The sequence below is a fragment of the Comamonas aquatica genome (genome assembly GCF_018064205.1).
GTDB classification, from domain to species: domain Bacteria; phylum Pseudomonadota; class Gammaproteobacteria; order Burkholderiales; family Burkholderiaceae_C; genus Comamonas; species Comamonas aquatica.
Genome location: NZ_CP072916.1, coordinates 2454008 through 2474339, shown reverse-complemented (window position 1 = coordinate 2474339; position 20332 = coordinate 2454008). Strand labels below are relative to the sequence as shown.

General features: G+C 58.1%; 18 protein-coding genes, 4 pseudogenes and 1 other annotated feature. Of the genes and pseudogenes, 4 read left to right on the top strand and 18 right to left on the bottom strand.

Annotation, left to right across the window (positions count from 1 at the left end; all coding sequences use genetic code 11):
* Positions 1-30 precede the first annotated feature (30 nt).
* Complete coding sequence (locus KAQ61_RS11700) at positions 31-1935, bottom strand: DUF3141 domain-containing protein (protein ID WP_210931893.1); 1905 nt, start codon at positions 1933-1935, stop codon at positions 31-33.
* Positions 1936-2068: 133 nt separating this feature from the next.
* Here KAQ61_RS11700 and KAQ61_RS11695 point away from each other — a divergent pair.
* Positions 2069-3028: pseudogene (locus KAQ61_RS11695) on the top strand (IS481 family transposase); the annotation flags it as partial.
* An 84-nt stretch (positions 3029-3112) separates the two neighbouring features.
* Here KAQ61_RS11695 and KAQ61_RS11690 read toward each other — a convergent pair.
* The 8 genes from KAQ61_RS11690 to KAQ61_RS11655 form a co-directional block, all read right to left on the bottom strand.
* Complete coding sequence (locus tag KAQ61_RS11690) at positions 3113-5446, bottom strand: heavy metal translocating P-type ATPase (protein ID WP_210929263.1); 2334 nt, start codon at positions 5444-5446, stop codon at positions 3113-3115.
* A 3-nt stretch (positions 5447-5449) separates the two neighbouring features.
* Entirely contained in the window at positions 5450-5701 is a 252-nt protein-coding gene (locus KAQ61_RS11685; protein ID WP_210929262.1) for a DUF2933 domain-containing protein, read from the bottom strand.
* 84 nt (positions 5702-5785) lie between these two features.
* On the bottom strand, positions 5786-6079 hold the full coding sequence (locus KAQ61_RS11680) for a heavy-metal-associated domain-containing protein (RefSeq protein WP_210929261.1): 294 nt from the start codon (positions 6077-6079) through the stop codon (positions 5786-5788).
* Positions 6080-6130: 51 nt separating this feature from the next.
* Positions 6131-6799 (bottom strand): methyltransferase family protein, encoded by a 669-nt coding sequence (locus KAQ61_RS11675; RefSeq protein WP_119558837.1) that lies wholly within the window; start codon positions 6797-6799, stop codon positions 6131-6133.
* Positions 6796-7071 (bottom strand): DUF2933 domain-containing protein, encoded by a 276-nt coding sequence (locus KAQ61_RS11670; protein ID WP_066691667.1) that lies wholly within the window; start codon positions 7069-7071, stop codon positions 6796-6798. Before KAQ61_RS11670 ends, KAQ61_RS11675 begins: the two co-directional genes overlap by 4 nt.
* Positions 7072-7096: 25 nt before the next feature.
* Positions 7097-7633 (bottom strand): hypothetical protein, encoded by a 537-nt coding sequence (locus KAQ61_RS11665; RefSeq protein ID WP_210929260.1) that lies wholly within the window; start codon positions 7631-7633, stop codon positions 7097-7099.
* A gap of 143 nt (positions 7634-7776) precedes the next feature.
* On the bottom strand, positions 7777-8118 hold the full coding sequence (locus KAQ61_RS11660; protein ID WP_210929259.1) for a copper-binding protein: 342 nt from the start codon (positions 8116-8118) through the stop codon (positions 7777-7779).
* A gap of 32 nt (positions 8119-8150) precedes the next feature.
* Complete coding sequence (locus tag KAQ61_RS11655) at positions 8151-8348, bottom strand: cupredoxin domain-containing protein (RefSeq protein WP_338026697.1); 198 nt, start codon at positions 8346-8348, stop codon at positions 8151-8153.
* Between the two features lie 65 nt (positions 8349-8413).
* Here KAQ61_RS11655 and KAQ61_RS11650 point away from each other — a divergent pair.
* Together KAQ61_RS11650 and KAQ61_RS11645 are read left to right on the top strand one after the other, a co-directional pair.
* Positions 8414-9660, top strand: a pseudogene (locus tag KAQ61_RS11650) (IS3 family transposase).
* Positions 8695-8811 (top strand) — a sequence feature (AL1L pseudoknot). Its footprint overlaps the pseudogene before it by 117 nt.
* A 26-nt stretch (positions 9661-9686) precedes the next feature.
* Positions 9687-10514: a hypothetical protein gene (locus KAQ61_RS11645; protein ID WP_155895611.1), complete on the top strand. Its 828-nt coding sequence runs from the start codon at positions 9687-9689 to the stop codon at positions 10512-10514.
* Positions 10515-10610: 96 nt separating this feature from the next.
* On the opposite strand, the pseudogene KAQ61_RS11640 reads toward KAQ61_RS11645, so the two are convergent.
* Positions 10611-10886: pseudogene (locus KAQ61_RS11640) on the bottom strand (transposase); the annotation flags it as partial.
* Positions 10887-11402: 516 nt separating this feature from the next.
* On the opposite strand from KAQ61_RS11640, the gene KAQ61_RS11635 reads away from it, so the two are divergent.
* Positions 11403-11756 carry a DUF4148 domain-containing protein gene (locus KAQ61_RS11635; protein ID WP_081770869.1) on the top strand — a complete coding sequence of 118 codons (354 nt, stop codon included), beginning with the start codon at positions 11403-11405 and terminating at the stop codon, positions 11754-11756.
* A gap of 92 nt (positions 11757-11848) precedes the next feature.
* Here the strand turns inward: KAQ61_RS11635 and KAQ61_RS18845 are convergent.
* The 8 genes and pseudogenes from KAQ61_RS18845 to KAQ61_RS11605 form a co-directional block, all read right to left on the bottom strand.
* Positions 11849-12071 (bottom strand): annotated as a pseudogene (locus tag KAQ61_RS18845) (heavy metal translocating P-type ATPase); the annotation flags it as partial.
* Positions 12072-12254: 183 nt separating this feature from the next.
* The gene (locus KAQ61_RS18840; protein ID WP_231499269.1) at positions 12255-12641 is read right to left on the bottom strand and encodes a hypothetical protein; all 387 of its coding nucleotides are present in this window, start codon (positions 12639-12641) and stop codon (positions 12255-12257) included.
* Positions 12642-12653: 12 nt separating this feature from the next.
* Complete coding sequence (locus KAQ61_RS11625; RefSeq protein WP_043387453.1) at positions 12654-13034, bottom strand: hypothetical protein; 381 nt, start codon at positions 13032-13034, stop codon at positions 12654-12656.
* Positions 13035-13099: 65 nt separating this feature from the next.
* Positions 13100-16288: a CusA/CzcA family heavy metal efflux RND transporter gene (locus KAQ61_RS11620; protein WP_043387450.1), complete on the bottom strand. Its 3189-nt coding sequence runs from the start codon at positions 16286-16288 to the stop codon at positions 13100-13102.
* Between the two features lie 15 nt (positions 16289-16303).
* Positions 16304-17914 (bottom strand): efflux RND transporter periplasmic adaptor subunit, encoded by a 1611-nt coding sequence (locus tag KAQ61_RS11615; protein ID WP_043387449.1) that lies wholly within the window; start codon positions 17912-17914, stop codon positions 16304-16306.
* A gap of 2 nt (positions 17915-17916) precedes the next feature.
* The gene (locus tag KAQ61_RS11610) at positions 17917-19272 is read right to left on the bottom strand and encodes a TolC family protein (protein ID WP_210929258.1); all 1356 of its coding nucleotides are present in this window, start codon (positions 19270-19272) and stop codon (positions 17917-17919) included.
* A 158-nt stretch (positions 19273-19430) separates the two neighbouring features.
* Positions 19431-19790 (bottom strand): cation efflux protein, CzcI family, encoded by a 360-nt coding sequence (czcI, locus tag KAQ61_RS19035; protein WP_043387447.1) that lies wholly within the window; start codon positions 19788-19790, stop codon positions 19431-19433.
* Positions 19791-19870: 80 nt separating this feature from the next.
* Positions 19871-20209, bottom strand: a complete 339-nt coding sequence (locus KAQ61_RS11605) for a hypothetical protein (protein WP_043387445.1) — start codon at positions 20207-20209, stop codon at positions 19871-19873.
* Positions 20210-20332: the final 123 nt, after the last annotated feature.

Below are 20332 nucleotides of genomic sequence, written 5' to 3'. Positions count from 1 at the left end.
TTGGTTGGAAAATAAAACTTCTATCAGGGCTCAGTCGGCGTTGGGGCGCACTGAATTACCGTTGCCACCCTCTTTACCCACCATCCCCAGGACGCCTGCGAACAAGACAGGGTTTTGAAACATCAGGCGAAACGCCTGCTCGCTCGCAGCGTCTCGGCCTTCGCGCAGCCTTCCCAGCGCATGGGTCACTTCCCCTGCAGCTTCACGCTCACGCTCGATCAACGGGTGATGCGGCGCAAGCGGCTGGCGGTTCTTGCTAAGCGGCTCGGCCAGCAAGGCAACGCCGCGCATCCACGGACTGAACGTTTCCGAGAGCAAATACCGACTGGTGCGCATCGGATGGAGCCACTTGAGCATTTGGGCTGTCCAGGGTGTGGACAGCGCTTGCGCCCAAGGACTGACGAATGCCCGGTAAAGCGCCTCGTTGAATGTCGAGACCTGTTTCACCCGCTCAAAAGCTTCCTGCGGGTAATCCGTTTTCAGGTCTTCAACCTGACGGGGTTCAAAGCGGATGCTGTAGGTGGGCTTATGGCAGTCCGGGTCACCCGACGGGTTGTCGATCTTCATTTCATAGAGGCCCGGGGCCAGCGCCTCAATCTCAGCCAGGCTCTCCAGGATCGCCCGGTGCTCCAGACGCGCCACCCCGGCGGAGACAAAAATGCCGAGATGGCCGACGTGCGGGTTCGTGAGGTAGACGATGCGCTGTCCGGCCTGCTTGAGATCCTCGGTGTCTTTGTAGACTGCCGGAATCCATCCGAGCGCCTGGTGTGGTGGCGTAATGTTGTCGCCGTAGGACGCAAAGATGACGATTGGATTCCTGATCCGCCTGAGGTCAGCAGTGCAACCCTGGCAAATCTGGAAAAGACCCTGTTCAAGCTGGTTGCCGATGAACAGGTTTTCAACAATCGCAAGGATCTCTTCCCGACTCAGGAAATAAAAACCGTTCCACCAACGCTCGAACTCCAGAAAACGCGCCTGCTCACTGTCGACGTTGGTGAAGAGTTGGGCGTACTTCTCCCAAACAGCCTTTTCGGGCTTGAGGTTCTCGAAATTCTGCGCCAGCCAGGCTCCATCGAAGCGGCCATTGCCCAGGTCGGCCGTCAGATGCGCCAACCAGCTGCCGCCAAGGAGCCCTCCGGAAAGACGCATTGGATTGACACCGGACTCGCCAGCCCAATATGACAAGGGTGAGCCATTGAGCACCACCGGTCCGACCAGACCGGCGCAGTCTGCGGACAGCAGCGTCAGCGCCCACCCGGCCTGGCAGTTGCCATAAAGCACAGGAGGATTGCCAGGATGGCGTTGCGCAACTTCTTCGGCGAAACGCCGCAGCACATGCAACACGTCTGCCAGGGTCTGCCCCAGAGTCGGCTCGGGAAAGAAGATCACGAAATAAACCGGATGGCCCTCGCGCATCGCCATTCCGACTTCAGAGTCGCGCTTGAAGCCGCCGATCCCAGGGCCATGGCCGGCGCGTGGATCGACAACAATGACCGGAGGTTTGTCAGGATCGACGCAGTCGTCCCAGCAATGCCCGTCGATTTCCGTGATGCGCAGCAGTGCATAGTTGACGGACCGTTCGAAGCTGCGCGCGTCCAACAGCATTTCATACTTGAAGTCCAGAAGCGGCGGCAATCCGGCTCGCTCGTGCTCCAGCATGTTGTTCGCGCGCTGGCGAAGCGTGTCCCAGAACAGAATGGTGCGTTCGAAGAAGTCGCGCTGGTAATCGAAATAGTCCTGCGCCGAAGGTGCTTCAGCTGCTCTTTTCATGCCACTAGACGCATCCTGTGGCGCAGGCTTCAACAACTCCTCGGAATGATCCAAGACGGTCGGTGGTAGATCCTTTGTCTGGCGGTGCGTCCATTGCACCGCTGCTTCCTTACCTGTCGGGTCCCGGACGATTGGCTGCTTAAAAACAAGCGTCCGTTGCTGCATGGCCGAGAGGTACTGCAAGCAGTTCTGGCAACATGGCAATCCCGTGCCAAGGAGTTGCCATGCTGATGCTGCATGGCCGAGAGGTACTGCAAGCAGTTCTGGCAACATGGCAATCCCGTGCCAAGGAGTTGCCATGCTGATCAGCCTTCATAAGAACGCTACGACCACACCTGCCACCCGTTTGGCATTGCAGCAAGCCAGTGGTACTGATCGAGAGTTGGCGCAGCAATACGGCATTGGCATAGGGACCGTGCGTAAGTGGCGGGGCAGAACCACGGTGCATGACGCCAGCCACACGGCCCACCGCCTGCAAACGACTCTCAATGCAGGGCAGGAAGAGCTGGTTATTTATCTGCGCAGCCAGCTGCGGCTACCTCTGGATGACTTATTGGCGGTGGTGCGAGAGTTCATTGAGCCTGCCATGAGCCGCTCGGCGCTGGATCGCTTGCTGCGCAGACGAGGCCACTCCAGATTGCCCGTACAGCCCAAGCCTGAGGGCGAGCACAAACCCTTCAAGGCGTATGAGCCTGGCTATGTACATGTAGATGTGAAGTACCTGCCCCAGATGCACGATGAGGACAAGCGCCGCTATGTTTTTGTTGCCATCGATCGAGCTACACGCTGGGTGTTCATTGATATCAAGCAGCACAAGACGGCAGCATCCGCCAAAGCCTTCTTGGCTGCCGTACGCAAAGCTGCAGCGTTCAAGATCCACACCATCCTCACCGACAACGGCAAAGAGTTCACAGACCGATTGTTTGGAAGCCGCACACGTCAGCCCTCAGGCGAGCACGAATTCGACCAGTTATGCCAAGCATTGGGGATAGAGCATCGGCTGACCAAGCCAAAGACGCCACAAACCAACGGCATGGTTGAGCGCTTCAATGGCCGCCTGAGCCAGGTGCTGCGCTCGCATCACTTCAACAGCGCAGAGGATTTGGAGAAGACACTGCACAGGTTTGTCTGGCTGTACAACCACCACTTGCCACAAAAGGCACTGGGGCATGAAGCCCCAGTCCAAGCACTCAAAAAATGGAAGATGAAAGCACCTGATTTATTCGTCAAGAACGTGCGTAATCATCCGGGACCTGACACTTACCCACCGCCGTGGTGCGTTGAGAGGTCCGAGGCTTTTGTGGTGACGTGGGGATTTTCATCATTCCTCCGAACTACGGGGTCATTTTTTTCCGCGCCGTAAACGCAGAGCATTGAAAATCACCGAGGCCGAGCTCAGACTCATGGCCAGCGCCGCGATCAGCGGGGACAACAACCACCCAGTGAATGGGTACAGCACGCCTGCCGCAATCGGCACCCCAATGCCGTTGTAAACGAATGCGAACAGGAGGTTCTGGCGCATGTTTCGGACGGTGTCGATAGAGATGTCGCGTGCGGCGGTGATGCCGCGCAAATCGCCTTTGACCAGCGTGATCTGGCCGCTGTTCATGGCCACATCGGTCCCCGTGCCCATGGCCACGCCGACATCGGCCTTTGCCAACGCAGGCGCATCGTTGATGCCATCGCCGGCCATGGCGACAATGTGGCCCTCTTTCTGGAGCCGTTCCACGAGCGCCAGCTTGTCTGCGGGCTTGACTTCGCCATGCACCTCGTCGATGCCAAGTTTTGCACCCACTGCCTTGGCGGTGGTCAGACCATCGCCAGTTGCCATCACGATGCGCAAGCCGCTGGCGTGCAAAGTCTTAATGGCTTCCAGCGTGGTGGCCTTGATGGGATCGGTCACAGCCAGGATGCCAGCCAGTTGTCTGTCCACGGCCAGATGCATCACGCTGGCGCCTTCACTGCGCAGACGCTCGCCATCGATCTTGAGCGCATCAGTGGCCACGCCCTCCTGCTGCATCAATGCGGTGTTGCCCAGCACCAGATGCTTCCCATCGACCATGCCGCGCACGCCAATACCGCTGCCAGATTCGAAATCTAGCGGTTTGATCAGTTCCAGGCCCTTGGCGCGTGCTGCACTGACGATGGCCTCTGCCAAAGGATGCTCGCTGCCTTGGTCCAAACTGGCAGCAAGGCGCAGAACTTCGTCCGCTGTATAGCCAGGTGCGGCAACTGCGGTGTCGAAAGCGGGTTTACCTTCGGTCAGTGTTCCTGTCTTGTCCACAATCAGCGTGTCGACCTCGCGCATTTTTTCGATGGCGCCAGCATCACGGAACAGCACCCCCTGTGTCGCGGCACGCCCTGTGGCCACCATCACCGACATCGGCGTGGCCAGCCCCAGCGCACAGGGGCAAGCGATGATCAGGACGGCCACTGCGTTAATCAAGCCAAACACCCAGCTAGGTTCCGGACCGAACCAACCCCAGACAAAGAAGGTGGCAATGGCGATGAGCACCACCACGACCACGAATTGGCCTGCGACCACGTCCGCCATGCGCTGCATGGGCGCCTTCGAGCGCTGGGCATTGGCCACCATCTGAACAATCTGCGACAGCATGGTGGCCGCACCGACCTTCTCGGCGCGCATTACCAGGGCGCCACTGGTGTTCATCGTGGCGCCAATCACCTTGTCACCAAGGCGTTTGGTCACCGGCACAGGCTCACCGGTCAGCATGGATTCATCGACCGCACTGCTGCCTTCAGTCACAACGCCGTCGACCGGCACTTTCTCGCCGGGGCGGATGCGCAACAGGTCACCGACGTGAACATGGTTCAGCGGTACGTCTTCTTCGTTGCCATCCGCATTGATGCGGCGAGCGGTCTTGGGTGCCAAACCGAGCAGCGCCTTGATCGCCGCAGAAGTTTGCGAACGGGCCTTCAACTCGATGATCTGGCCCAGCATGGTCAGCGAGATGATGACCACTGCCGCCTCGTAGTAGACCGCCACGCGCCCCATGGAAATGAATGAATCCGGGAACACGCCCGGCGCCACGGTAGCCACGAGGCTGTAGAGAAAGGCCGCGCCCGTACCCAAACCGATCAAGGTCCACATGTTGGGGCTGCGGAGGACGAGAGACTGCCAGCCGCGTACGAAGAAGGGCCACCCCGTCCACAACACGACGGGTAAGGAAAGCACCAGCTCAACCCAGGTTTGCACCTTCATGTCAAACCATCCAAGACGATGGCCGAACATTGCAAGAACGGTGACAATGACTGTGAATGGCAGCGTCCACCAGAAGCGATGCTGAAAATCCTTTAACTCATGGTTGTCTTCCTCGTCCAGTGGAATGATGGGCTCCAATGTCATGCCGCACTTGGGACAGACTCCAGGATGATCCTGCCGCACCTCGGGGTGCATAGGGCAGGTGTAGATGGTGCCGGCCGGCTCTGGCGCGGTGTCCTCGGGTGCAGTAGATACAAGGTATTGCAGTGGGTTCGCTGCGAACTTGCTTTGGCACTTGGCGCTACAGAAATAGTAGGGCCGCCCTTCGTGCGTCAATTTGTGTTCAGACTGCTCCGTAACGGTCATGCCGCACACCGGATCCTTTAGATCCTTTGGCGAGGCTGGCTCGGCAGGGGGGTGACTGCCGTGATGGTGGTGTGCATGCATGTCCATTGCTTATTCCTTGTCGTTGTTGGTGCGCCGGGGCGTCTGCGCATGGTTGCCGTGCCCACCATGGCCGCCGTGGCCGTGCATCAGGTGCATTAGCGGACAGACGAGCAGCAGCAGGTAGGGCCAATAACCCAGAACATGGCCCCAGTGCTCTCGCAGCAGATAAAAACCAGCGATCACGGCAGCCGTTGCCAGCGCCATGCCGGCTGGGCGGCGCCAGAACGATGGCGCATGGGAGTCGTTGTCAGGCTGATCCATGGCGTTGCTCCTTCAAAGTTGCCAGCAAAAGGTGCGGGCGCGGACGCGCCCAGCCGGTCGACCCTGAATCAAATACCGTGGCCGTCATCGGCAACCACAGCCCCCCGCACCGCCGCTGTGGCAGCCCGAGGCTTTAGGCTGCGAGGTCGCAGCGGGAATGGGCGCGTCTGTGGCCAGCTTTGCGGGGTAACCCGCATCCGTCAATGCCATCAACAATGGGGCGCTGCCCTGCGCCAGTTCCCCGCTCACCCGGACATGCCCAGACTGGAGATCGACCTCCACCCCACTGACACCCGGCAGCGGTTGCAATGCGTGCGTGACGTGCTTGACGCATGAGTCGCAGCTCATGCCCTCGACTTGCAGATCAATCGTTTTCATATATCAAACTCCTAAAAATTGAAACGTATACCGCCGGGGAAATATTCCAGATCATCTTTTTGACACCGAGTCAGTCGTCGACTGGGCCTTGCCCATGCGAGGGATAAACCGGGGTGTGCGCTGGGCGTATGTGTCGTACGTTGCACCGAACTGTTTGTGCATTTCGTTCTCTTCGGTGATTGCCAGACGTCCGTACATCAGGAGCAAGACAGGGAACATGGCCAAGGTCAGCAAGGTGGGCCACTGCAGCAGGAAGCCCAGCAGAATCATCACAAAAGCCACGTACTGCGGATGGCGAATGCGCGCGTAGGGGCCTGTTGTTGCAAGCGATTGGCCACGCTGAGCGTGGTAGAGCACATTCCACGCTGTGGACAACAGGTAGAAACCAAAGCCCAGAAAAACGTAGCTGGCGATGTGCAGTACGCCGAAATGCGGGTCGCCCTTTTCGCCCAACAGGGTGGACCACAAGTGACCCGAGGTGTGGGAGAGCAGATCCAGATTAGGGAACTTGGTTTGAAGCCAGCCCGATATCAGATAAATCGTCAGCGGGAAGCCATACATCTCTACGAACAAGGCAACTATGAAGGCTGCGAATGCGCCAAACGTCCTCCAGTCACGGGCCGTTGCAGGCTTGAAAAAGCTGAACGCAAACATGATGAAGATCGCTGAATTGATGATGACCAACGACCACAGGCCATAAGCAGATTCGGTGTGGTTCACTGGGGATCTCCTTCTTTGCGCGATTCGGCAGTCTTCGACACATCAGGCTTGCTCTGGCCATGGTGACCATGCCCACCGTGGCTGCCGTGCATGAAAACATGCATCAGCGGGCAGGCGAGGAGCAGGAGAAAAGGTAGCGCCCCGACGACATGCGCGAGGTGTTCTGTCAACAAAAAATACGCCGCCACGGCACCAATCGCCACGTAGCCGATGGCGTATCGAGAACTCCAGAAACTGGGGGGCGACTCGTGTCCGTCGTGTTGATGGCTCATGGTGACTCGCAATCAGGTGGGTGCGTTACTTGGTCGGCGTGGCAGGCAGGCGGTCCATCATCATTTGCATCATGGACTGCATCATGTCCATGCGCTTTTCCATCAGGGCATGGCGCTGCATCATCTGCCCCATCATTTGCGGCCCCATGCCTGGCGCTGATGTGCCGCTTGCTGGTGCAGATGGAGGAGTCGTCGAGCTACCTGACATTCCTGCTCCTCCCATCATCTGGCCATTCATCATGCCCATCCCCCCCATCGGCATGCCTTGCATTTGCCCCATCATCTTCATGCTGTCTTGCATGGTCTTCTGATGCTCAGCCATCATGGCCTGCCGTTCCTGCGGAGTCTTTGCGTCTGCCAGTTTGCGGCTCATGTCACGCATCAGCTGCAACTGCTTGTCCATGGCTGACATTTGCTGCTCGGGAGTTGCTGGCACGGCCTGGGCCGGTGCGGCTGCTCCGTCAGGGTGATGTTGCGTATGCTCGGCAGCCGTTTGGGCTGAGGCGGAGAACGCCGTGATGCCGATAAGCATCGCTAAGGCCAGGGGTTTTGAGGCATTCATGGTGCAGTCCTTTCCAGACAAAATCCAGCGGTCATCGCCAGTGTGGCGCCACCACCGCGTCCCCATGACGCTTGATGTACGCCAGTGACTTCACTCTATGCTTGCAAGAGTTACTGGAACATGACCGCTGGATTGCAAAATTGTCAGGATGCAGGGGTGATTTGGGTAATCACCATCTTGCCATTTTGCTGTTCGACCACGAACCGGACCTTGTCGCCGGCTTTGAGGTTACTGAGCATGGAGGGTTCGGCCATGGTGAAAACCATCGTCATCGGCGGCATATCCAAGTTTTTGATCTCGCCGTGTTTGATAGTCACCTTGCCCGCACCAGTGTCGATGCGGCGAACCTCTCCCTCGGTCATGTCGGCTGGTGCGGCCATGTCCATCTTGCTGTGGTCCATGGTTACCTGCGCGAACGCCTGAGTGCTGGCGAGGGTGGAGGCTGCTAATGCCGCAGCGCTTAGAAAAACGCGAAAATTCTTCATGGTTGCATCCTGTGCAAATTAGGCTCAACAGTTCAGCGAGCCGAGACTTTGACTTGGCCCTTCATGCCTGCCTCGTAGTGGCCAACGTGCAGGCAAGCAAAGTGCACAACACCTGCTTTGGTGAAGCGCCAGATCACTTCACCCTGCTGGCCGGGCTTGAGTGAAATCTTGTTTGCTTCCTCATGCTCCATGCCAGGAAACTTCTTCATCTCTTCGTAGTGCTCCTTCAACTCCTGCTCCGTGCCATGAATCACACCGGCTTCCGTGGAGGCTCATCTCCTGAGAGGATTGAGTCATGAACACTAAAGCTGCTCGTTTTAGCCCAGAGGTACGTGAACGTGCCGTACGTTTGGTGCAGGAATGCCAAGCGGATTACGCATCACTGTGGGGTGCGTGTGAATCGATTGCCCCCAAGATAGGTTGCTCGGTCAGCACCCTGCATGGGTGGGTGCAGCGCAAAGAAATAGATGCAGGCCAACGGCCAGGGTTGACCACGGATGAACGTGAGCGGCTCAAACAACTTGAGCGAGAGAACAAGGAACTGCGCCGTGCCAATGACATCCTCAAGGCTGCGAGCGCTTTTTTTGCACAGGCGGAGCTGGACCGTCGCATCAAGAGCTAATTGACTTTGTAGACCAGTATCGCGATGCCTATGGGGTCGAGCCAATTTGTAGGCTGCTGCAAATTGCCCCATCGGGCTACAGGCGCAGGGTTCAGCAAAGAAACTGCCCTTGGCTGCGCTGCAAGCGCAGCCAATCGGATGAAGAACGTTGCAGTCATATTCAACGGGTGTGGCACGCTAATTGGCAGGTGTATGGTGCCGTCAAAGTTTGGAAGCAGATGCACCGAGAAGGCTTACCGATTGCCCGCTGCACAGTGCAACGCCTGATGCGCAAGCTGGGCCTGGAAGGCGCAAGGCGTGGCAAGAAGGTGCGCACAACCCGTCCAGACACAACCAGGCCATGCCCGCTAGACCTCGTCAACCGGCAGTTCAAAGCCCAGCGGCCTGACCAACTTTGGGTTGCAGATTTCACCTATGTATCAACATGGCAAGGGCAGATGTTTGTGGCCTTTGTGATTGATGTGTATGCCCGCCGCATAGTGGGCTGGCGGGTCAGCAGCCACATGCGTACGGACTTTGTAGTGGATGCGCTGGAGCAGGCGCTGTATGCAAGGCGGCCTTCAAGTGACACGGAGCTCATTCATCACTCCGACAGGGGCAGTCAGTACGTTTCCATTCGCTACACAGAACGTTTAGAGGAAGCTGGCCTGATGCCTTCGGTGGGTAGCACTGGCGACTCTTATGACAACGCCTTGGCCGAAACCATCAACGGCTTGTACAAAACGGAGGTGATCTACAAATGAGGGCCGTGGAAAACACGGGAATCACTGGAGCTGGCAACCCTGCAATGGGTGCACTGGTTCAACCATGACAGGCTGCTGGAATCCATAGGGCATATACCGCCAGCGGAAGCTGAGGCAAACTACTGGCGGCAAGTTGCCAATACCGTGCAGGCTAACGCCTGCACTTCAACAAACTAGCCTCCACCAAACCCGGTGCGATTCACTTGGATGAGTACCTAGGGTCTCGAATCCCTCTGGGTTGGAATGATGAGGATGTCTACCTTCATAGTGCTTATGTAGGGCTGTTCCGTGCTTCATTGGTGGTTTCGATTGACAAAATTCGTACAAGGCAAGGTAAGCACAGTGTTGATTGCCGATTACTGACGCAAGAAGACGTAGCCCTGCTGCAAAGAGCTTTGAAGACGGCACTGCGCTGGATGGCAAGGCGGCACTCTTGCTCTGCCAACAGACGTCTCTACGTAGAGATGCTGAAGACGCAGCGTTCAATTGAAAAGTACGTTGCGGCTCTTGCGAGCACGACTTCACAAGCGGTTGTAGTGCTCGCAAAGATGGATCTCGTTGAGGGCTATGGTTCTTCCTGGGCTGCGATGGCCGGGAAAGGGGATCCGAGCCACATCGGCGTACAACCCTACTTGGCGTTTTTTAAAACAGCATCCAAATACATTGCGATGTTGCAAAAAACATGGCCTGAGTCGCTGATTGGGCATTTTGCCAAGGTAACGAGATCGGACCAAGGAGCGCCACAGTGTGTGATTCTGCTTTTTCTGCAGCCTGAATCAGGAGCGTATAGCTGGAAAACCAAGCTGCAAGCACTGCATGTTGATTTTAACAAGCAGCGTACTGCCAAACTTTATGATCCAAGCCGCATCACAGTCACTGATCTGACGCAGCCAATTCGCAAGCAATCCGGAGTGCGCACGCAACAATTTCGGCAATTGATCGAAGACTTGTTTGTGAAAGAGCTTCGCTACCGAAGGCTCAATTTGCCAGCGCGACGCCGTTCGTGGTCGAAGGGTGGGGATAAAGGCTGAACATCTTGCTCGGTGCGCTCAATTGCAAATCCTTCCAGCCTAGAATCTTCCATTTCAGGAGACGAAGATGGGTACCTGAAGCAACTTGGCTGTGTTCAGCCCTGCAAACTCCCGAAACAGTGGCATGTCGTGCAGCGCTTCTTCCATCGCTGGGTCGCTCAGCGTGAACCATTGCTGCATGAAGTGCACGCGCAGCATGGTTTCCACGGCAAATGGCGGGCATCCGCGTCTGCCCTCGGGCGCGTAGGGCGTGATCAGCGCGACCAGCGCGACCAGCGCCGCCCATGGCACCACGCGCTCCATCTCGCCGAGAAAATCCCGCTTGCGCGTGCGCTTCGTCGTCAGGTTCAGACCCAGGTCGGCATGTTTCATGGCTGCAATTCTCGCAGGGCATCAGCTTTGGCCAAGCACATCGGGGCGGGATTTATGCAGGTGTTCCCTAGAAAAATGCTTACACGGGCTAGCAATGTCAGTTGCCAGATCGCAAGTCCTCAGCGTCCGTGTAGAGCCGCACATCTAGGTGGCTTTGCAGTGGGCTGTCTAGCGTGAAATGCGCAGCCTTGCCAACATGACCGAGGTCATGGTCGTGACCTACTGAGGAGCGCAAGGTTACCCCTTGGAAGGCGTGCCCGGCGAGACGTTGTCGACAACACGAGCCTGCGAGGGAATGCGGCATGATTGAACGATGCCCTGCACAACTGGCCCAGCCAGCGGTGCCGCACTGTCCGAAAAAACTTGACCACGACACTTGAACGTGCACATGACAGCATTGTCATTTCTGCGTTGGTGTTTTGTCGGAGACGAATTTCTACACTTGAGCCATCTTCTCCTCCTAGGTGCATTGCAGCTTTAAGGAGAGTGTTCTTAACTGAAAAAAGGATGGTTTCCATGTCACAACGTCGTCTCACTTGGTCTTCTTTGATTGCTGCTGCAGCAGCAACAGCGGCATTGGGTATGCCCGGCATGGCCGCAGCCAGTGGCTATTGGCATCCGGCAAACAATGAAGCAGGTGTCACCACGCACCCCGACCATTTCAAGAGCAGCAAGACGCGTGCTGAGGTCCGTGCTGAGGCTGAAGCTGCCATGCGTCAACAAGGCGGTCTTTCTCGCTTCAATGCGAATAGTTATCCGGCCCCTGTACAAGCCAATGGTCCGGGAAAAACTCGCCAGCAAGTCATTGACGAATTGGTGAATGAGACGCCTGCTGCGCGCGCGGAGCGAGAAAGCATGTGGAGGAACTGAGCGAGGATTTGTGATCGCGAAGTCATCTGATATCGCGCTCTCTTTTCCCGTTCCGGTGGACGCAGCGCTTATCGACTTGTTCAGATTTCTGAGATGCGCTCGCCAGGCCGCAGGCGCACGATGGTTCCTACCGCCACGGCAGCGGTCTGCATGCGCCGCCATTGCCCGTCGGCTTGCTGTACCTCGGCCATCCTGCGGCGTCAGGTCTATAAGGCTCTTGATAGCGTTGCGAGCACAGTCCACGGCCCGGGCTTCAATGAGCTTGGCAATGGCATACAGTGCCATCACCATCGCTGCCTCAGGCCATTGACCCATCGACCCGGGAGACTCGTGCTTCTCTTGGAAGCGTCACCGCGCCTTCTCGCAGGCTTCGGGTATAGGAAAACATCCCTAGCCCGCTCGGAGCAGCGACTGGGTGCAGTGCAATAACGCCCAGCATTCAGTCATCGGAGGGGCCCTGTAATCAGCCCGGCGGGCCCAAGTTCAGCCCCTTCGCTTTCAGCGTCGATGGCGGGGGCGCGGTTTCCTCGGGGTTCTGCACTTCAAGCGCAGCGCCTGGCGATCTCTCAGTCTTTTGGTCAAGCGCCGGCTGTACTTGGTTCGCACATCCAGTGGGGGATGGAGTTTCAGCCACAGATGCCGCAGTCTCCAAAATACGAACACGGAGATCAACAAGCTGATCCATATCCAGAACAGCTTGGCAAAAAGCCCATCCTGGGCCACCTGCAATGACATGGATTGCTTCTCTTGCCAGACCTTGACAGGAACACGTGAAGCGCCGAGACGGTGGACCGTGCCCGCCATTGCGATGTCGCAACACTGGACGAGCAACGTTAGGCGCAGGAAGTGGAATCGCCACCCGATATCTCGGAACGGGGATTCCATGCGCCTTTCGTGTTACTTCAGCGTGAAGCGGACGGAAGCGACGGATTTGCCCGCCTTGGAGACTGCGACCACGGCTTTGGTACCGGCAGGGACTTTGAAGCTCCCAGAGGCTTCCAGCTTGCCGTCACCAGGTTGGAGTTGCACATCCTGCTTATCGCTGCCAGCCAAAAGCGTGACCTTTGCGGTCATCCCTGCGACGGCAACGGACTTGCCGTGGTCGCGCATGTAAAGCTGCAACTTGTCCGCTGTGGCGACAAATTCGTATTCGACATCCTTTGCTTCGGCAACAGCGCCTCCGTGCATGGGCTTTGCATCGTGACCATGGTTGTCAGCCGCGATGGCCGTGCTTGAGATCGATACCGCCAGGGCGAGAATGAGTTGAGAGATTTTCATTAATGTTCCTTCGGAGCAAGGTTTAAGGAGATGAAAGGTCCCGCTGATCGCGGGACCTTTCACAACTACACGGGAGCGGTCACGTCCGGCGGGTGCGAGGGCTCGGCCGAAACGTCCTCATCTTTCTCATCGGGCCTGTGGGCCAGACGGTAGAGAATTGGCAACACGAGCAGCGTGAGCAGTGTGGAAGAGAGAATTCCGCCAATCACCACCGTCGCCAAAGGACGCTGGACTTCGGCCCCGGTGCCGGTAGCGATGGCCATGGGAATGAAGCCCAGCGAGGCAACAAGTGCCGTCATGAGTACCGGCCGCAAGCGGGTCAAGGCGCCCTCGCGGATCGCGGCATCCAGCCCCATGCCTTCTTCCCTCAAGGTACGGATATAGGAAATCATCACCAGTCCGTTGAGCACCGCCACGCCGGAAAGCGCGATGAAGCCAACCGCAGCCGAAATGGACATTGGAATGTCGCGAAGCCAAAGCGCGAGGATGCCACCCGTCAAAGCGAATGGGATGCCGGTAAAGACCAGCAGACCATCCTTTGCGTTCCCAAACATCGCGAACAGCAGCACGAAGACCAGCAGCAGGGATACGGGCACAACGATCTGCAGGCGCTTCGTGGCCGATTGCAGGTTCTCGAAGGTTCCGCCCCAGCTTGTCCAGTAGCCCGTAGGGATCTTGATTTGCGCCAGGCCTTGCTCGGCCTCCGCTACAAAGGAACCCACATCGCGTCCCCGCACGTTGGTGCTCACCACGATACGTCGTTTGCCGTTCTCGCGGCTGACCTGGTTGGGGCCGGGCGCAAGTTCGAATGTGGCGACTTCACCCAGTGGGATGAAATTCGTCCTGGCTTCCGTCCCGCTCACAGAACGTGGCAGCGGTATGGGCAGCCGTTTCATGCCTTCCAGGTCGTTGCGCAAGGCCTCGGGGAGACGAACAAGGATGTCGAATCGACGATCTCCCTCGAACATCGTGCCAGCCTCGCGCCCGCCGATGGCTGTGGCCACGGTATCCTGGATGTCAGCAACGTTCAGTCCATAGCGCGCGGCCTTCTGACGGTCGATGTTCACCGTCAGCATCGGAAGGCCCGTCGTTTGCTCGACCTTCACCTCGGATGAGCCCTGGATCTTCTGCAGCATTGCAGACACTTCTTCAGCGGACTTGTTCAGCACATCCATGTCGTCGCCGAAGATTTTTACCGCCACGTCACTTCGCACCCCCGAGATCAGCTCGTTGAAGCGCAGCTGAATGGGTTGAGAGAACTCATAGTTGTTGCCGGGAATTTTCCCAAGAACCTCCTGAATCGCAGCAAGCAGTTCGTCCCGGGTCTTGCGCGGCTCAGGCCATTCGTCCATCGGCTTGAGCATGATGTACCCGTCCGAGATATTCGGCGGCATGGGATCCGAGGCAATTTCTGCCGTGCCGGTTCTGGCGAAGATGCGTTCGATCTCGGGGAACTTCGCTTTCAGGGTCTTTTCGATCTGCTGCTGCATCGCAACCGATTGGGAAAGGCTGGTGCCCGGAATGCGCAGCGCCTGGATCGCGAAGTCGCCTTCATTGAGGTTGGGCACAAATTCACTGCCCATGCGCGTGGCGATCAACCCGCACAAGATCACGGCAACTGCTGCAATGGTCAGTACAACCGCCTTGGCGGCCATGACGCGGTCGAGCAGCGGGGCGTAGAGGCGCTTGGCATGGCCCAGCAGGAAGTTCTCCTTCTCGCTGACCCGATTGCCGATGAAGAGGGCCACGGCTGCCGGAATGAAGGTCACCGACAAGATCATTGCCCCCACCAAGGCGGCGACAACAGTGAATGCCATCGGGTGAAACATCTTTCCCTCAACGCCCGTGAGCGCGAAGATGGGCAGATACACCACCATGATGATCAACTGTCCGAACAGCAAGGGACGGCGCGACTCCTGGGATGCCAGGAACACTTCATGGAAGCGCTCCGCTCGCGTCAGCGGTCGACCGTGATGCGCCTGCGCATGGGCAAGACGCCGCACGCAGTTCTCCACGATCACGACCGCTCCATCAATGATGATGCCGAAGTCCAGGGCTCCCAGGCTCATCAGGTTGGCACTTACCTTGTACTGGACCATGCCCGTGAATGTGAAGAGCATCGACAAGGGAATGACCATTGCCGTGATGATCGCTGCGCGGATGTTCCCCAGGAACAGAAACAGGATCACGATCACGAGAACCGCACCTTCCAGCAGGTTCTTCTTCACGGTACTGATGGCCTTGTCGACGAGCACCGTACGGTCGTAGACCGTCACCGCATGCACTCCCTCAGGAAGGCTCTTGTTGACCTCGACCATCTTCTTGCTCACGGCCTGCGAGACGGTCCGGCTGTTTTCGCCGATCAGCATGAACACGGTACCGAGAACCACTTCTCGCCCGTTGTCCGTTGCGGCGCCAGTTCGCAGCTCCCGACCAATCCCCACTTCAGCCACGTCCCGGATGCGCACGGGCACGCCGTTGGCACTGCTGAGGATCACGTTGCCGATGTCTTCCAAGGACTTCACCTGCCCTGGTGCTCGAATGAGGTACTGTTCGCCGCGCTTTTCTATGTAGCCCGCGCCCACGTTACCGTTATTGCGGTCCAGAGCAGTGACCACATCCTGCAGCGTCACGCCCAGTGAAGCCAGGCGCTCGGGAATTGGCGCTATCTGATACTCCTTGGCGAAGCCACCAATGGAATTAATTTCCGTCACGCCCGGAACGTTTCGCAATTGCGGCTTGATGATCCAATCCTGGATCTCTCGCAGATCCGTAGCGGTGTAGGGACTCCCATCAGGTTTCTTCGCGCCGTCTTTTGTTTCTACTGTCCAGAGATAGATTTCCCCCAGCCCGGTGGATATTGGCCCCAGGGCCGGTGTGATGCCTACGGGCAGTTTGTCCCGCGCCTCCTGGATACGCTCGTTGACTAGCTGGCGAGCAAAATAGATGTCGGTGCCGTCCTTGAAAATGACGGTTACCTGCGACAGTCCATACCGTGAAAGCGACCTGGTTTGTTCCAGGTTCGGCAGGCCGGCCATGACCGTCTCGATGGGGTACGTGACCCGCTGCTCCGTTTCCAGCGGCGAGTAACCCGGTGCCTGCGTGTTGATCTGAACCTGTACGTTTGTGATGTCGGGGACAGCGTCGATGGGCAGCTTTTGATAGCTGAAAACGCCGAGCGCAGCCATGGCAAGGGCCGCAAGTAGCACCAACCATCGTTGTTCGATTGAAAATCGAATGAGTTTTTCAAACATGTATGGGCTCCGTGATTAGTGCGTGTGTTCGGCAGATCCCTTGCCGAGCTCGGATTTCACGACGAAGCTCCCCGATGAGGCGTAGGGCATTCCGGCCTTGAGGCCTTGAAGGACCTCGATCCGCTTGCCGTCGCTGCGCCCCAGCTTCACTGGCTGGGTAATGAAGCCATCGTTGACCTTGAGGAAGACAACGGGCTTGTCTCCAACGTTCTGCACGGCGTCAGCCGAGATCGTCACGGGCGCCGCCGTTTCTTCGGACACAACTTCGACGTTCACGAACAGGCCGGGACGCCAGGCGCCCTTGGGATTTTCAAGAACCACGCGGGCTTTTGCTGTGCGGGTTTGCTCGCCGATCAGTGCCCCCACAAATGCGACGGTGCCAGTGGCGGATGCGTCAAACGCCGTCGCTTTGATGGTGACTTTTTCGCCCACCCGCACCGATGGCAGATCCTTTGCCGGGACGTTGATCTCCGCCCATACTTGGTTGAGGTCCGAGATGGTGAACACGGCTGCATCTTCCTTCACGGCCTCGCCGAGACTCAGGTGCTTTTCGATGACGATGCCGTCAAAGGGGGCACGCAGTTCGATGCGATTCAAGCCGGACACTGACGAGGTGGACAGACCCAGCGCACTCAGTTTCTGATTGGCGTTGGCCATAGCCACCTCTGCTTCGCTCAATGCCTGCTTGGCCTGCAGGTAGTCCTGTTCAGCCGATACCTTTTGCTCCCACAGCTTCTTCTCCCGCTCGTAGGTGGTCTTGGCCAGCGTCAATCGTTTTTGAGCGGTCTGCAGTTCGCTGCGTTGCTCAGAGGCGGCCGGACTTGCAATGGCGGCCAGCACCTGCCCCTTCTTGACGACCTGGCCAAGGTTGGCGCTGACACTTTCCACGACTCCTGCAAGACGGGGGACCACGTGCGAGGTGCGGTCTTCATTGAGTCGGATCTCGCCGGGCAACAGCAGTGCCGTCTTGATGTTCGCGGCGGACGCGGTGTCCACGCTGATCGATGCCGCCTTGATTTGGGCGTCGGTCAGTTCAATCTTCCCTTCTTCTTTGCTCATCACGAACATGAAGGGTTCGGTGGCAGTCTGCGCAATGATCTCGATCTCGAAAGCATGGGGTTCGGCAACGATTTCGCGGCTGACCAAGCTATCTTTATCCTGGGCGAAAGTCAGCTTCTGCTTTTCGTCAGTCGGGCGGGTCACCGTTGCTGTGACCGTTGCCGCATTCAGGGGAAGAGCTTTGTCTTTGTCGAACAGCCAGATGCGCAGCCGAGGCTCGCCGCCGTCTTCTGAAAGCAGTGCCTCCAAGCTGAAATCCCCTTCTTTGAAGACGGTGCCGTCATGGGCGCCCTTTGCTTCGCTCTTTTCGTGGTGCTCGCCGTCCGCATGGCCCTTGTCATCGTCGTGGCCATTTTCCCCGCCCTTGCCATGGTGCTCACCATCACCGTGCCCCTTGGCCTCGGTGTGGCCGCCGTGGCCATGGCCATCTCCCTCTACGGCCGCGGCTTTGGGCTTGCCGCCGCCCTGCAAGATGTAGGTTCCCACCCCGCCCCCCAATGCGAGGACGACGGCAATAGCGATCACGTGCTTTTTGCTGATGGTGGATTTGCTGGTGTTCATAGTCATTCTCAGTTCTGCGGTGCGGTTAAGCGGGAATCGTGGGGGCTGCCGAGCAGGCGATCAACATCGGCCGCTGCGCGATGAGCCTCGCCAAGTGCTTTGAGATACTGGGACTTGGCGGTGAAGTAGGTGCGCTGCGCATCGAGCACCTCCAGGAAATTGAACTTGCCGTTCTCAAAGCCAATGGTGGCCGCGTCATAAGCTGACTTTGCCCCCGGAAGCACGTCCTGCTGCAGAGATTGGATCTCTGCAGCGATCGTCGCAAGTCGCTCCCGGGCCTGCGCCACTTCGCTATGCAGGCGCACGGTGGCCCCCTGCAACTCGTCACGCGCTTTGTCCTCAAGCTTTAGTGCTTCGAGGAGGTTGCCCTGGTTGCGGTCGAAGACGGGGAGAGGCACAGAGACACCGAAAAGAAGAACGTTTCGCTGCGTCTCGTTGCTGCGCTGCATGCCAACACTGACGGTGACATCAGGCACCCGCTTGCTTTGTTCCAGGTCGGTCAATGCCTTACGCCGATCCACCTCGATTCTCGCCAGGACAACGGCTGGCGAAGAAGAAATGAGAGGCTGAAGATCGGCGAGGTTCGGTACAGGGGGGAGGTTTCCAGCCTTTCCCTCTAGGACCGTGAAAGGCACGTCGATCTTTCCCAATAGCGCAAATAGACGGGACAGGGCGTTGCGTTCTTCACTCGCAGCCTGGGCGAGCTCAACACGAACACCGGCCTCCGCAACCCTGGCCTTGGACTCTTCGACGGGAGACACCTTGCCGGCGGCCACCCGCTTGGCGACGGTATCGGTGGAAGACTTAGCCAGCGCGACGCTGTCCCGGGCGAGCACCAAGCGCTCTTGCGCCGTCAGCACATCGAAATAGGCGGCAGCCACGTTGGCTCGCACGGTTGCCTTCAGCTCCGTGAGCTGGGCTTGCGCCTGCTCGCGGGATTTTTCCGCTGCCTTGGTGCGCGCGGCACGCTTGCCCCCCAATTCCACGGGGAGGTTGAGCTGCCAACTTTGCGTGCGCGTTTTGGAGCGTGCGTCTTCCAGCGAGTAGGCGAGCTCTGGATTGGGGCGTGCGCGCCCTTGCAGAACTTGCCCCTCGGTTGCCTCCAGCTGGCGCGTCGCCGCTGCTACCTCAGGATTTCCCGCCAAAGCCAATTCAATTGCCCTGGCCAAAGACAGTGGCGTAGTTGGTGCTGTTGCGGCAGTCAGAGGTGCTTCCTCGCCGCCGATAGGGCGTTGCGACACACCCTGCGAAAAGGCGCTGCTGGAAGCGGCCAGCAATATGGCCGCCGCACTAGCTGCGAGCCTGATTTTCTTGCGGCCGCGCCATGCGTGCGGCTTTTCTTGAAGGTAAATACCCTTGAACATCCGATTCTCCAGTGGTTTGAAAACACGAAGGAATCGGCGGGGTGGCAACCGTGCAGCTGCCTGGCAACTCGTCACTCATCACAGCCGCGACACGCGCAACTACATCCGCCTGTGGGGGCGGACACGAATGACTGAAGGAAGGAGAGATGCCCCGCCGATTAGGCGAGGACGGACCACTGAGGGCGGTCAGGGGGAGTGGGCGTTACACAAGCCAACCGCTCGTTGGGCTGGGCACCCACACTACTGTCGTGAGTGACGCCTTGCTTGGCATAGGACAAGTCGAGGGCGCCGACGCCGACGCCATGGCAAACCGAGCAATCGGCATCCAACTGGTTGGCGTTTTGCCCGTTCTTATCTGCGTGGTCGACCACGCTTTTGGCCTCATGCTTGTGCTCATGATGCCCCACGTGTTGTGTCTGAGTCGTAACGCGTTCATGCATGCAATAGGTAGCAACCGCAGACCAGCTGAACTGGAACGGTAGCAATGCAAGCATAAAAACAGCTATCAAGCGGTACATTTTTTGAGTCTAGCACGCGGCAATGAAATCCCGGATATGGGGCACGGGTAGAAGCTGGATAGAGGCTATCGGCTCAAGAGTCAGCCGCCCGTGCCGTACAGTTCCTGAATACGCTGTTTTTCAGCGGAAGACATGTTCAGGTATTCCTGTTGCACCTGCTCACGGGTCTTGGAGGGGCTCGTTGCCTTGACAGGCAGAGCATCGCCGCGCGAGAGGATCGCCAGCGTGCCGTCCTCACGGGCGACGGCCACCGACTCAAGCACGTCGGCACGGGACAAAGAGCTTTGAAAATGGTTGGGATGGGTGGTAAATCCCTCTTCGCCACCGGCGGGGTGATACAGCGAAGATGCAGATGTCAGGCCCGGGGCCGCGATGGCAAGGGCGATCAGGGAAAGCGCGAGGGGTTTGCGAACGATCATGGTTTTGTCTCTGGATTCAGGTGAACCCTTGGCGACTTACCAGGGCTATGCCTTGCGACACGGGGTGAACTTTAGAAAGCGAACCGCGACAAGGCACCAACAGCCAGATGACAAATTCGTAAT

Coding starts and splice junctions, on each gene's coding strand:
- KAQ61_RS11685 (WP_210929262.1), bottom strand. CDS start 5,701: ATGGATCAGCCTGACAACGACTCCCATGCGCCATCGTTCTGGCGCCGC.
- KAQ61_RS11690 (WP_210929263.1), bottom strand. CDS start 5,446: ATGGACATGCATGCACACCACCATCACGGCAGTCACCCCCCTGCCGAG.
- KAQ61_RS11665 (WP_210929260.1), bottom strand. CDS start 7,633: ATGAATGCCTCAAAACCCCTGGCCTTAGCGATGCTTATCGGCATCACG.
- KAQ61_RS11625 (WP_043387453.1), bottom strand. CDS start 13,034: ATGAAAATCTCTCAACTCATTCTCGCCCTGGCGGTATCGATCTCAAGC.
- KAQ61_RS11605 (WP_043387445.1), bottom strand. CDS start 20,209: ATGATCGTTCGCAAACCCCTCGCGCTTTCCCTGATCGCCCTTGCCATC.
- KAQ61_RS11660 (WP_210929259.1), bottom strand. CDS start 8,118: ATGAAGAATTTTCGCGTTTTTCTAAGCGCTGCGGCATTAGCAGCCTCC.
- KAQ61_RS11635 (WP_081770869.1), top strand. CDS start 11,403: ATGTCACAACGTCGTCTCACTTGGTCTTCTTTGATTGCTGCTGCAGCA.
- KAQ61_RS18840 (WP_231499269.1), bottom strand. CDS start 12,641: ATGGAATCCCCGTTCCGAGATATCGGGTGGCGATTCCACTTCCTGCGC.
- KAQ61_RS11620 (WP_043387450.1), bottom strand. CDS start 16,288: ATGTTTGAAAAACTCATTCGATTTTCAATCGAACAACGATGGTTGGTG.
- KAQ61_RS11610 (WP_210929258.1), bottom strand. CDS start 19,272: ATGTTCAAGGGTATTTACCTTCAAGAAAAGCCGCACGCATGGCGCGGC.
- KAQ61_RS11615 (WP_043387449.1), bottom strand. CDS start 17,914: ATGACTATGAACACCAGCAAATCCACCATCAGCAAAAAGCACGTGATC.
- czcI (WP_043387447.1), bottom strand. CDS start 19,790: ATGTACCGCTTGATAGCTGTTTTTATGCTTGCATTGCTACCGTTCCAG.
- KAQ61_RS11670 (WP_066691667.1), bottom strand. CDS start 7,071: ATGAGCCATCAACACGACGGACACGAGTCGCCCCCCAGTTTCTGGAGT.
- KAQ61_RS11700 (WP_210931893.1), bottom strand. CDS start 1,935: ATGCAGCAACGGACGCTTGTTTTTAAGCAGCCAATCGTCCGGGACCCG.
- KAQ61_RS11680 (WP_210929261.1), bottom strand. CDS start 6,079: ATGAAAACGATTGATCTGCAAGTCGAGGGCATGAGCTGCGACTCATGC.